Source organism: Streptomyces sp. NPDC050743, assembly GCF_044456925.1.
Lineage (GTDB): Bacteria > Actinomycetota > Actinomycetes > Streptomycetales > Streptomycetaceae > Streptomyces.
Window position 1 is genome coordinate 1 of the sequence record NZ_JBITGJ010000152.1, and the last position, 12,394, is coordinate 12,394.

General features: G+C 69.6%; 7 protein-coding genes and 1 pseudogene. 1 reads left to right on the forward strand and 7 read right to left on the reverse strand.

Annotated features, from left to right (window positions below):
* Positions 1-757 precede the first annotated feature (757 nt).
* Genes ACIBJF_RS48425 through ACIBJF_RS48450 form a run of 6 tightly spaced genes read right to left on the reverse strand, consistent with a single transcriptional unit; the run spans position 758 to position 10,466 of the window.
* Positions 758-2,278, reverse strand: a complete 1,521-nt coding sequence (locus ACIBJF_RS48425; RefSeq protein ID WP_399184264.1) for a fibronectin type III domain-containing protein — start codon at positions 2,276-2,278, stop codon at positions 758-760.
* Positions 2,275-3,441: an endo-1,3-alpha-glucanase family glycosylhydrolase gene (locus ACIBJF_RS48430; protein ID WP_399184266.1), complete on the reverse strand. Its 1,167-nt coding sequence runs from the start codon at positions 3,439-3,441 to the stop codon at positions 2,275-2,277. Before ACIBJF_RS48430 ends, ACIBJF_RS48425 begins: the two co-directional genes overlap by 4 nt.
* Entirely contained in the window at positions 3,438-4,952 is a 1,515-nt protein-coding gene (locus ACIBJF_RS48435) for a hypothetical protein (protein WP_399184268.1), read from the reverse strand. Before ACIBJF_RS48435 ends, ACIBJF_RS48430 begins: the two co-directional genes overlap by 4 nt.
* Complete coding sequence (locus ACIBJF_RS48440; RefSeq protein WP_399184270.1) at positions 4,940-6,256, reverse strand: alkaline phosphatase family protein; 1,317 nt, start codon at positions 6,254-6,256, stop codon at positions 4,940-4,942. The genes ACIBJF_RS48435 and ACIBJF_RS48440 overlap by 13 nt, the downstream gene beginning before the upstream one ends.
* Entirely contained in the window at positions 6,253-7,956 is a 1,704-nt protein-coding gene (locus ACIBJF_RS48445) for an ArnT family glycosyltransferase (RefSeq protein ID WP_399184272.1), read from the reverse strand. The genes ACIBJF_RS48440 and ACIBJF_RS48445 overlap by 4 nt, the downstream gene beginning before the upstream one ends.
* Positions 7,953-10,466, reverse strand: a complete 2,514-nt coding sequence (locus ACIBJF_RS48450) for a glycosyltransferase (RefSeq protein ID WP_399184274.1) — start codon at positions 10,464-10,466, stop codon at positions 7,953-7,955. The genes ACIBJF_RS48445 and ACIBJF_RS48450 overlap by 4 nt, the downstream gene beginning before the upstream one ends.
* A gap of 519 nt (positions 10,467-10,985) precedes the next feature.
* Between ACIBJF_RS48450 and ACIBJF_RS48455 the strand changes: the two are divergent.
* Positions 10,986-11,270, forward strand: a pseudogene (locus tag ACIBJF_RS48455) (ANTAR domain-containing protein); the annotation flags it as partial.
* 416 nt (positions 11,271-11,686) lie between these two features.
* Here the strand turns inward: ACIBJF_RS48455 and ACIBJF_RS48460 are convergent.
* Positions 11,687-12,394, reverse strand: a 708-nt coding sequence (locus ACIBJF_RS48460) for a transposase (protein WP_399184276.1), incomplete at its 5' end; no start/stop codon positions are given.

Below are 12,394 nucleotides of genomic sequence, written 5' to 3' on the forward strand. Positions count from 1 at the left end.
CGAGACGCTTCGCGGCCGTCGATATACGCAGCAACTCCATGCACGCAACCATACATGCGCAACACCAGGGATGATTAAGGAAGTTGGTGAGCCTGTGCCTCGGCGAGTGCCCACGGCAGGCCCAGCTGCGGCACGTCCGGGATCACGGGCGGATGCGCGGCGGGAAACGACTGCAGGTGCACCTCGGTCATCTGGCGCCGCAGCTCGCGCAGCTCAGCGATCGCGGCATCGCGCTGCGCTTCCTGCTGCGCCCGTTCCGCCTGCCGACGCGCCCGCTCCAGCTGCGCGGCCGACGGCGCAACCGTGCGCGACCGCGGGCTGCGCCGCGTACTGGTGCGTCCCCGGCCGCCCCGGAGAGAACTCGAGGCGTAGAACGGCCCCAGCCCGGAGGAGACCCGGGTACCACCGCTGCCGACACTGATCCTTGCTGCACGCGGCCCGACCGAGGTACGTACCCCGCGTCGAGACGCGCACACTCATCCCCGGAACGCCCACACGGAAACCGAACCCCATGAAGCCCACCCCTTCTCCCAGGGCAGACGGTGTGGCACTGGTACCCATTCATCCCGGAAAGCCGCCCCCGGATCACGGCGACCCGCGCACGGCGGCGGCGTCGACACGGGGGAGGTGGAAGGTGCGCTGAGTCGCTGACCTGCGGAACCTCAGGCCGTGGTCACGGGCGGGTTCTGCCCGCCCGCCCCTGGAGGGAGTGCCCCCGACGGTGGTAGTGGCAGACCTGGTGGGCGAGGCGCCCCTGTCACTGTGCGAAGTCGTAGGTCTGGACGTCGAAGGTCCTGCCCAGGGAGTCGGTTGGCGTCACTGTCACCGTGGTGCCGTCCACCGTCACCTCCAGGAAGTGGTACACCTGCGTGTCGCTGGTCGGGACCGGGGCCGCGCCGCACGCGGAGCCCTTGGCCTTGCTGTATGACCAGCCGACAGCGTACGCGTCGGTGGCGGAACAGCCGGTGCCGCCCCTGACCGGGGTGGCCTTGGCGCCTCCGCCTCCGGTGACATAGCTGATCACGCCGCCCGGGGGAGCGGTGTTGCGCTGGTAGTCGTGCGCGTGGCCGTTGAACACCAGCCCCACGCCGTTGTCGTGCAGCAGCGTCTCCAGGCTGGACGGCCCGGCGGAGATATTGAGGTAGCTGTCGTCCGGCTCCGTCGCGTCGTCGGAGCGCAGCGGGAAGTGGAAGACGGCCATCTTCACACCGCCCGGGTGCGCGGCCAGATCGAGGGCCAGCCACTGGTACTCGGCGGAGGAGACCGTCCAGTGGGCATCGTGGTCGACCTCGTAGATCGCGCAGTGCGAACCGCACGTGCCACCCGTCGCGGTGCCAGTGTTGCTGTTGCCCCAGGCCGCGTCCAGCATGTAGATCCGCACCGCGCCGGTGGCGAGGGCGTAGTACGCCGTCGGGTAGGTGCCCGGGGTCGTGCCGTCGATCGACGGGTAGCTGACCATGGCGTAGGTGCCGCTGGAGGCGTTGGTGGTGGCGGCCGTTGGCCAGTTGAGCAGGTAGGTGGAGTTCTGGCCGTGGTTGCCGCTCACCGCGAACATCGGGGTGTTCATGCCGGGTTGGGCCCAGTACTGGGGGCCGAAGACGGCGCTGATGTCGATGCCCGACTGGTTCAGGTCGCCGTAGTTGGTCTGCGATCCGCCCTGGTAGGCGATGTCCCCCGCCGACAGCGCGAAGCGGGCCCCGCTGCGGCCGATCTGGGACAGCACATTGGCCTGGTTGACGTTGACCGAGCCGTCGTCGACCCCGCTGTTGGTGGTGTCGCCCCAGTCGCCCAGCACGGCGAAGCTGAACGGCGTGGTCGAACCGACCGGTTCCAAGGTGGTGAACTGGGGAGTGGTCAGGGTGCCGAGGAGGTCCACCGGGGCCGTGCCGCCGGTGTAGACCCGGTAGCAGTACGTGGTGCCGGCCGACAGCCCGCCGACGGTCACTGAATTGCGGTACTTGGTCACGCCGTTGATGGTCATCGGGTAGCCGGAATTGCCGGAGGTCACCGTGAACGCCGAGCAGTCGCCGAGCGGCCCGTAATGGACGCTGCCCTTGCTCTGCGTGGTGGTGGCCCAGTTGACCTGCACCGATGTGGTGGTGAGGTCGGTGAGGTACGGAGCCCGGGTGAGATGGGCGTCGGCTCCGGGCAGTGCGGCGTGGGCCGAGGTGGTGACGGCGAGGACCGTGCCCAGCCCCGTGGCGAGGACAAGTACGGCTTGGGTCAGGTGTCTTCGCCGCGCTCGCGCCCCTCGGCGTGGACCGAACGGTTTGGTCATGGCGTTCTTCTTTCTGTGTGACTTCCTGGGCGGCCGATGCCGCTTCCTGCGCGACGCCGGGCCAGCAGCGTCACCGCCGCTACCAGGACGGCGGCGAACCCGGCCAGCCGGAGCATGTTCGGCCAGGCCCTTTCGGCAGCCGATCGCGCGAGGGTGTGCCGGTGCGGCCCCGGCGCCGGGCTCACGTGGGTGGCCGTCCGTCCGGCGGCCGCTCCGCCGCGCAGCTCGCGCAGCAGGTCCAGATAGCGCCGACCGGTGGCGACCGATGGTTCGACGTAGGAGTTCTCGCTGAACTCGTTCCAGCTGATCAGGCCCAGTACGTCGGGCTGCGAGCCGACCGCGGCGGTGTACTCGGCGCGCAGTGTCGCGCCGTTCTTGCGCGGCACCTCCTTGGTGCCGCCGACCAGCCGGGCGTCGAAGCCGGGTGCGAAGGGGGCGACCCAGTAACCACGGTGGGTGTGCACTGCTTGTCCCATGGCGTCGAGCTTGGCGGCATGGTTGGGGTTGGTGTCGGGGTTCACCGACGACCAGTAGTAGGCGTCGCCGTCGGTGACGTCGGCCAGGCGCTCGTAACCGCGCTCGTTCTTCTCGGTGTTGAGCACGAGCAGCTTGCTGCGCACGGGGCGGGTGATATGCGCGACCTCGTCGTGCGTGTACGCCCATGTCCCGCTGAACACGGTGAGCGGTTTGCCGTCGAGACGGAAGAGCACCGGGCTGTCGGCGAACCACTTGGCGAAGGCGGCGAAGTCCGCCGTCACTTCGGCCGTCGGCAGCGGGCGACGCTGGAAGTCCAGGCCCTGGTAGATCACGGTGATCTTGAAGTTCTCGGTCGCCGCGACGGACATCAGCAGCCGCAGCCGCCGGTTGTTCACCGGAGTGCTCTTCCAGCTGACGATGAATCCGTCGATGCCCGCCGATTTCGCCCAGGCGATGTGCGCGCGCATGACCCCGGTGTCGTCGCTGGAGTAGCGGCCGAGTTGCGGGTAGTCGATCTTTGCCCGCTGCCAGGAGGACGGCTGGAACCATTGGTAGTAGTAGGCGAGCAACGGGATGTGCCCGCCGCCCGCACCGGAGTGGACGGCCGCCGCGGCTTGGGCGGGCTGTGAGCCCAGCAGACCCAGCATGAGGGGGAGGGCGGCCAGTGCCGCCCTGGTGCGTCTCATGTCACCACGGCCTTCTCGCCGGACGGCTCGCCGGCATTGTCGCTGTCCGAGTCGCCAGACGACGTGCCGGCCTTCTCGCTGGACACGTTGGGGGACGGGTCGTCTGACGACTCGCCGGGCGGCTCCTCGGCCATGTCGCCGGCCTCCGGGAGGCGCGCGTGGTGCAGCGCGTCCTCCTTCGCTGACGGTGCGGGCTCAGTGCCCGCCTTCCCAGGGGTCCCCGCGCGGGTCGCCTCACCGGCTTGTGCCAATGGCGAGCCGTCCGCTTCGACGACGGCTGCCCACCGCGGGAGGAGTCTGCGGGACTTCTGGTCGGTCTTTGCCACGAGCTGCTCCTGCGCGGTGTCGTCCGTCGTCTCGACGGCCTTCCGGCCGCTCGTGTTCCAGGGCTTCTTCCAGACCCTTTTCGAGGCCTTTCCGGCGGTCTTCCCGCCGGGTTTCGTCCCGCCCGCGGCCCTGCGCGCGGCGGTCCGGCCGGCGAACAGGAGCCCGACCGCTATGGCCAGCAGCAATCCGGCGGCCCCCACCAGGTCCTCGTCGCCGATCACCTGGACGTCTACCGCGCGGTCCTTCGACAGCAGCACTTCCTGACGGGCCGTCAGGCCGCCCGCCTTGACGTCGACCGCGTAATGGCCCCGAGGCAGTCCACGCAACGTCGCGCTTGCGTCCCTGCCGAACGGGATCGTACGCACCTTGCCGTCCGGCATGGTCACCTTGGCTGCCGAACCGATGGCGCCCGCGAGCACCGCGTCGTGCGCGCTGATCGTCAGGTCGTGGAACTGGGTGACGAAGACCGCCTGGTCCGAGCCCGCCGGGGTGAAGCGCTGTTTGCCCGCGTCGACGGTGTTCGTGCCGTCCACCATCACGCTCTGCAGCGAGTAGGAGATGGTACGCGTCGTCAGCACGCTCTTGCGGAAGACCGGCAGCAGTCCGTCCAGCCAGACGGTCCGGCCTGGTGGAACGTCAACTCTGCTCCCCGTGTCGCTCCTCACGGAAACCGAGCTGATCCGCCCGGCCGCTACCGGCGTGCCGTGCTGGTCGGTGAACGAGGTGGTGACCGGATAGCGGGCGGAGAAGGCGGCGGTGACCGTGTAGTCCGCGCGCAGCGGCAGGCCCTCGACGGACGTGCGGAACGCCTGGTCCGGGTCCCGCTGGCCGGACCAGCGGGCGAAGCGGTAGCGACGGTGCTTGGTGTTGATCACGGCGTCGTGCAGCGTCAGGGAGTGCTCCTCGAAGTCGTGCGATCCGGTGTACGTGGCCCGGCCACGCGAATCGGTGACGATCTGCGCCCCGTCGAAGGTGAACCGCACATGCGCCAGCACCGGAACGGTCTGCACCGTCACGGTCACCATCCACGGTGCACGGCGCGGATGCGGCCGTTTGACCGCGTCGGATGCATCAGCGGCTCCTGTCGCCGCGCACGCCACCACCAGCACGCCCAGCACCGCCACGGCGCGCTGTGCGCCCCGGCGCCCGAAACCGGCCCGCTTCACCGAACTCAGCGCCGCCATGAGCGCACCCCCTTCATGAGCCGCTGCCCCACCGCGGCCGTCAGTACCAGCAGCGCGGCGATGCCCGCCGCCCCGCCGTACACCCCGTAGACCATCGCCGACCGCACCGGTCGCAGGGCGATGGGCGTCGCCGTCGCACCGGGAATGATGTCGGCCGGGCGTGGCTGGCCGCCGAAGTCGAAGGCGCGGGCTAGGCTGGTGGCCTTGGCGTCCCGCCCGCCGAGCGACTTCAGCCCCCAGTTCTCCTCGACGAACCGCAGCGCGCTCGTTGCGTCGAAGACGGTGTGGTCCACCCGGCCCCGCGGCACATACGCGCTGACCAGCAGTGCCGGCACCCGGAAGCCGTAGCCTGGGGGCGGGGCGACATGGTCGTACCAGCCGCCGGAACCGTCGTAGGACCACAGCAACGCCGAGGACTTCCAATAGCCGCTGAGCATCAGCTGCGTGGCCAGGTTGCGCACCAACCGCTGTCCGGCCGGGATGGAACGGGCCGAGCGTTCGCCCGCTCCTGAACTCGCGACGTAGGCGACGGCGGGCAGGGTGCCGTGTTCCAAGTCCACGTAGTACTGGTCGAGGTTGACGATGTGGCCCCGGAGCTTCAGGTCGTCCACGAACCGTGGCGAGTTGAGCAGCGGGACGCGCACCGTCTGGGTGGCCGGATTGGTCTTGGAGCGCTGCCGGAACGTCTGCTTGGGGTCGTAGTCCTCGACGTAGAATTTCCAGCTCACCCCGGCCGCCTGCAGCCGGTCGAAGATTGTCGGCCGGCCGGAGTCGAGAGCGCCGCCCGCGACCCAGTACGAGCGGTTGAGCCGGGTGCCGTGCCGGGCTGAGGCGAAGAAGTGGTCGAAGAGCTGGTAGCGGTCGGCGGCGTTCCAGTAGAAGGGCAGATCGCGTCGGTCGTAGTGGCCCATGGCGGCGGCGCCGTCCCGGCCCTGGCGTTCGTACGCCGCCACGAAGCCGTCCATCTTCCCCTCGTCGTACTGGCGCTCGATCACGGTCTTGCCCGCGGAGAGGGCCGCGGCTGGTGCCGCCTTGCCGTGCAGGGCGTACGGCTTGACGCAGCCTTGGTGCGGATGGGCCAGGTCACGGGCCTGGCACGCGTCGGCGGGAATGCCGTCGGCGCCGGGGTACGTGCCGAAGTACTGATCGAAGGTGCGGTCGCCCTGCATCAGGTAGACGAAGTGCCGTATGGGTGTCCTGGACTGATGCGTGCCCGCCGCACCGGCGGGAGCGCCGGCCGCGAGAACCAGCATCACCGCCGTCTGCGTGGCGAGTAGCAGCAGCCTCCCCGACCGCCGCCTCACGTCGCACGCACCTGATAGATGACGACCAGGGCCTTGCCGCCCAGTCCCCTGGCGGTGAACACGGCCCTGCCGTGGTAGCGGTTGATCAACCTCTGCGCCTTTCCCGTGAAGAAGGGGGTGCGTTTCGCGCTGTAGGAGTCCCACACGACGTACTGGAACTCCCCGTCGCGCAGCGCCCGGTCGGCGTTGGCCACCGGCTCGTACGAGGGGTTGCGGGCCCGCGGATCCGGGCTCACCGACAGCGCTCGCACCCTGCGATGGCCGTAGAACTGGAGCACGTTGCCCATCGACGGCCCGATCACCAGCAGTTGAACGCCGTCCGGCGCATGCCCGCGCAGCCACGTCCCGGCCTCCCGCCCGCCGGGCAGCCCGCCCGAACCGGCGAGGAAGGTCCCGTCATGTGACGGAGCCGCACGTTGCCACGCGGACACGCCGAGGCTCGCCGTCACGGCGAGGGTCAGCGCCGCCGCCACAGCACGCGGCAGCCAGACGCGCCGCGGTACCGGCCAGGGCAACGACGGCAGACGGCCCAGAGTGCGGCCGGCCAGCACCGCCAGCGGCGGCGCGATCGGCAGCAGGTACTGGAAGCCCTTCACCGGCCAGATGGTGAAGAACAGCACGGGGACACCGATCCAGGACAGCAGCAGCCGCTCCCGCCAGGTGTTCTCCCGGCGCAGCCAGATCAGCCCGGCGCCCACCGCGACCAGCAGCAGTGGGCCGACTGCGGACGGAACGGCCGTGAAATAGAAGGTCCATGGGTGGTTCGGCCGGCGGAAGAGCTGCCACAGCAGATAGGCACCACCGGTGCGGGACCGGTCGGCCAGCGCCAGCGCCAGCGGTGACGCCGCCGCCACCCCCGTCATCGCGCCCAGCGCCGGCAGCAGTTGCCGCCACCGCATCCGCACGGCCGGGGTCAGGGCGAAGAACGCGTACAGCCCGCCCAGCAAAATGACGCTGGTCTCCTTCGCCAGCACCGTCACGCCCATCATCCCGCCGGCTGCGAGCAGCCACCCTGGGCCGGGCCGCTCGACGAAACGTACGACGCAGTACAGCGCCGCTGTCGCGCACAGCGTCATCGTCCCGTCCAGTAGCACCTGCCGGCTGACCACCACGTGATAGGGCATCACCGCGAGCAGCAGTGCCGCGGCAAGTCCGGCCTTACGGTCGTACAGCCGGGCACCGAGCCCGTACGTCATGGCGACCGCCGCCACGCCGATGGCCGCCGGCACCGCGCGGGCCGTCCAGTCGCTGAGGTGGACGCGCAGCACCAGCGACAACAGCGCCTGGAACAGCACCGGATGAGCGCGGAACACCGGGAAGATGGATCCCAGGGAACTGTTGCCGGCGAGGGAGGCGGCTGTGCCGGTGTAGACGGCCTCGTCACTGTTGAGCCCCACCGCCGTAAGGCGCCAGAAGCGCAGCACGGCGGCGACGGCGAGGACGGCGGTCAGCGGCACCGCTGTGGCGAGCCGCAGTAGTGCCACCGACCCACGGCCCGGCCGGCCCGCATCGCCCTGGGGATGGACGGTGCGGGCCGGTTCCCTGGTGGCGGAGTCCCGCGCATCGGACTCCGCCACCGCACCGGGCCGGCCGGGGGGATCGGCCGGCCCAGCAGCCTCGGTGGTGCCCATCGCCTCGATCATCTCGATCCCGGCCTCGATCGCCTCGGAGGGACTGAGCGACTCGGTGGGCTCTCTCACGACGCGATCGACCTGGGGGCCATGCGGACGCCCCAGCGCGGCCAGGCCTCGGCTTGCGCCCCCTCCTCATCCGCCCGCTGTAGTGCGGCCGCCGTCGGCATGCTGCCGTTCAGGTCGGTACGCGTCTCTCCCCGCTCTTCGGCGAGCAGTCGGGGAATCTCGTCGGCCCAGCCGAAGCGGTCCGAGGCCAGCACCCGGGTGCGCACCCCGGACAGGAAGCCCCCCAAGATCTCCCGTTCCCGCGCCTTGAGCTGCGGATACGTCAGGCCGCCTATGGTGATCGCCGGGGCGAAGTAGCGGTAGGGCGGGAAGCCATAAGCGTCCTCGGTGTTGACGAGCATCCGCTCCAGTGCCTCGCCTTGGTCCAGGTCGCGCAGTCCGGGTGTGCCGCGCTCGATGACGAACAGCTCCTCGACCCTGGTGCTGCTGCCCATGCGGCACGGAACCAGTCGGTCGACGCTGTACTTCGGTGGCGGCACCAGGAGTTGGGTGACCGCGTTGATGCCCATGATCGGCACATTGAAGCGGGCCAGGGCGAGCGCCAGCGAGCGGCCGCCCTTGGAGTGCAGACGGCTTTGCAGGTTGAGCCTGCGCCACTCGGCCCGGGTCAGGTCGTTGGCGTTCACCGCACGCAGCGTGTGTGAGCTGATCGTCAGCGGCTTGGGGAAGCACACCGCATTACCCTCGGCATCCACCACGGTCATGTCATCCGACAGGAACCGTCCGCCGTGCTCGCGCAGCAGCCGCAGGATGGTCGCCGTCTTACCGGTATCGGTCAGAGCGGACAGCATCACCCCGACGCCGTCCAGTTCGACGCACGCGGAGTGCAGCAGCATCCGGTCGCGGGAGATCAGGACGAAGCGAAGCAGCGCCTCGAGCACGTTGGTGTAGACGACGTGCGGCGAGCGGGCCAGCAGTGGTCCGATCTCCACCCCGATCTGCTCCCCGAGACGCACGCTGAAGTTCGCGCCCAAGCGTCCGAGGTGTTCCTCGTAGCGAATCGCGGCGGGCCCGGCGGACTGCGCGTGCTGGGTCAGCGAGGCCCGGCGGTGCGGGGTGCGACGGCCGACATCCCCGACCCGCACGGCGATGTCCACCTCGTTGTCCGGGATCCACTGGGCGCGGAAGAACTCCAGTTCAGGCAGGCGGATCTGGGAGCCGATCGTGACGGTGCCGACCACGTCGTAGCGGTATGGCAGGTACGTCGAACGCTTGCGGCCGACGGCGGGATCCGGTGCCGCGGTGGCGGCGACGGGGCCGGGATCGACGAGCAGCCGTACCGGGCCGCGGCTGCCTTCCTTGGCCGCTCCTGTTCCGTAGATCACGCGGTCGCTGATGAGGAAGCGCAGCAGGAAGAGCAGAACGAGCGTGGCCGCGTTGGCCGTGAGTACGCCCAACCCGGCCACCACCAGCGCTTGCAGTACCGGAAGCCGTCCGAGCAGCAGCAGGTTGTTGAGGGCGAAGAAGCGCAGTGCGCGGCCTTTGAAGCTGCCGGAGCCGCGACCGCGGTAGACCAGACCTTCCACTAGGAGGAAGTTCCACGTGGTGGACGCCTGTGTGGCCAGCGCGGCGGCGACCAGATGGTGCACCCCGAACCGGTCGAACAGCAGCCACAGCGCAGCGGTGTTGACCGCGACCCCGGAGAGCCCGACCAACCCGAACCCCAGGAACCGCATCAGTTGCCGAAGCCGGGCGCTCCGGTCGGCGGGCTTCTCGCGCAGCTGACCGACGAGCCGGTCGCGGCGCAGCCGCGTCACGTGCCGGAGGAAGGCCAGACCTTCACGGAAGGACGCTTTGGAGTCGCCGGCCTCGCGAGGTGCGAAGTGGTACGCCACCTCCGCGACGCGCAGAGACGGGTGACGGACCAGCATCTCCAGCAGGATCTTGAAGCCGAGCGGGTGCAGTCGGTTCAGGTCCACCGCGTCGGTACGGAACGCGAACAGGCCGCTCAGCGGATCGCTGACGGTCGCCAGCCGTCTCGGGAAAACCGCCTTGACCATACGGGTTGAGGTGGTCGAGGTCAGCACCCTGGACGCGCCGGACAGTCCGGCAGTCGACCCGGTTCCCGCGTAACGGGTGCCGACGACGATGTCCATGCCGCCGCGCATCGCCGTGCGCGCCAGCAGGGCCGCGGCCTCCGGCGGATGCTGCAGGTCGGCGTCCATCACAAGGACCCAGTCGCCCTTCGCACGCCGGGCACCGTCGATGACGGCGCCTCCGAGGCCGCCGCCGCGTGCCCCGGGGGGCCGGTGAAGCAACCGTACGGGGACGGGATAGCCCGGGGCGAGGTTGGCGAGGACGCCCGGGGTCTCGTCATCGCTGTCGTCGACGAACAGCAGTTCCGCGTCGAGCCCGGTCACTGCCGGAACCAGCCGAGCCAGCAGCAGCGGGACGCTGTCCTTCTCGTTTCGGGTGGGTATCACCACGGTCAACCGGGCCGGGGCGGCGCCTAGTCCGCCCCCGAGTTCGACTGCCTCGGTATCGGCGGGTGCACAGGTCAGTTGCGCCATCTGAAGATCCCCCCTGGGGAACGCGGGACCCGGTACGGCCGCGCAGCACAGCAGCGGCCGACGTCTCCGGTGTCCCGTGAGCGGGCGTAATGGAGTACGGCGACCCCTGCCGGCGTACGGTCTCGACGCGGCGAGGGGGACGTGCTGAGAAGCTTTGGCGGTTCTCGCCTGGTCCATGGTCAGGAGCAGTGGACGGCAAGCACGTGGGGGGCGGGTGCGACGCCGGTATGAGGCTAGCGCCGGCGGTAAGTATTTGTGCAGCGTTCGCGGTGAATCAGTGAACAGTTTCCAGATTGTTCACACGCAATGGCCTCTTTGTCTCTCTTGTGTCTCACCAGTCACAGCTGCCACGGCGGAATGCATGATTCCGGATGCGTTGACCCGGAACCTGGCTTTCGTCCGTTACATCTAAGTAAACCGTTTTGGAAGACTGGTCCGCCGGTGCGATTTACGGTCAACATGTGCGGCATGAAGTCAGAGTCGTTTGAAGCCGGTCAGGCATCGGACACAGGCGAGCGCATGGTCGCCGTTCTCGCCACTCTCGGTGTCCTGGTGTCATCGCTTGCCAGCCTCGGCGAGCAGCTGCGGCGCGACTTCCCTGAGATCCTTCCGCCCCCGGCGTCCTCCGCACTTGAGGCCCTGCGCGCCGAGAACCAGCAGCTCAAGGAAGCCCTGGAAGGGCGCTCCATCATAGAACGCGCCAAGGGCGCCCTCATGGCGATGCACGGCTGCACCGAGATTGACGCCTTCGAGATTCTTGTCGCCAGATCCCGGCGGGAACGCCGTAAGGTCCGCGCGGTGGCGGCCGACGTCCTCGAACACATCGCCGGCCTTCCGCCCGTACGCCCCCGGCCTGCCGCACACGAACCACGTGCTCACGTCCGTGCCGGTCCCAGCGGCTGACCTTGCTCGTGTTCATCTGCGGCACGACGCCCGCAGGGAGAACCTGCCGCTCGCGCAGCAAGGAGCCTGCGGCAACGGGAATCAACAGGCGCAACCGGACGGCGAGTTGACGACTGGCCCGGCGTGTCCGGTCGGCCACGCGTCGGCCTCGCGCCCCCAACGCCGGGGTGTGGGGCGGCTGCTCGGCCGCTGCCGCACCACCGGATGTTCATTGATTTCGGCGGCAGGGGTCAGCGCCGCGCCCTGGTGAGCGCGTTGATCAGGGCCTGGAGTTCGGAGGACGGGTCTTTTGTCGGCTCTCCTGCTTGATGTGTGGGTCATGCTGAGGCGGGTTGGCGTCCGGGGAGTTGGGGTCGGGGGCCGGCGAGGGCGAGCATGACCAGGGCGATGATGGCGTCGGCGGAGTGGAAGCCGAAGCCTCTGCGGATGATCAGGCGGGTCTTGGTGTTGGTGGACTCGATCAGTCCGTTGCTCATACCGGTGGTCAGCGCGGCGCCAATCGCCTGGTAATGGCGGCGAATACGGCGCTGGAGGTCGACGAAGACGTCGATGCGGCATCGGCGGGCCCAGCCGATCCACCGGTCCAGTGCCCGCAGGGCCGCGCTGGGGCGGGACTTGGCCAGGGAGAACACGGCCCGCAGGGCCTCCTTCAGGCGCCAGGCGCGGTGCAGGCGTGGATCGGTGGCAGCGATCCAGGCGAGTTTCGCGGCCTGCCGGTCGGTGAGGTCGGCTTCGTTCTTCCACAGGGCGAAGCGGGAGTCCTTCAGCGCCCGGGCCCGCTCGGGGTCCTGGGCCTGGCGGCGGGCGCGGTTCCCACTCGAGCGGCGTTCGGTATCGAGGGCGTCGGTGGCCCAGGCGATGACGTGGAAGGGGTCCATGACGCGCAATGCATGCGTGGCCCGGTGTTCCAGGACGTCGGCGATCCAGGCGGCGCCGTCGGCGCTGATGTGCGTCAAGCGGGCGATGCGGTCGGCGCCGAGTTGGTCGAAGAACCGGTGCAGGACGTCCTTGCCGTGTCCGTCGGC

What these genes read in the sequence shown, in the direction of transcription:
- ACIBJF_RS48425 (WP_399184264.1), bottom strand. Translation starts at nt 2,278, where the DNA reads ATGACCAAACCGTTCGGTCCACGCCGAGGGGCGCGAGCGCGGCGAAGA.
- ACIBJF_RS48430 (WP_399184266.1), bottom strand. Translation starts at nt 3,441, where the DNA reads ATGAGACGCACCAGGGCGGCACTGGCCGCCCTCCCCCTCATGCTGGGT.
- ACIBJF_RS48435 (WP_399184268.1), bottom strand. Translation starts at nt 4,952, where the DNA reads ATGGCGGCGCTGAGTTCGGTGAAGCGGGCCGGTTTCGGGCGCCGGGGC.
- ACIBJF_RS48450 (WP_399184274.1), bottom strand. Translation starts at nt 10,466, where the DNA reads ATGGCGCAACTGACCTGTGCACCCGCCGATACCGAGGCAGTCGAACTC.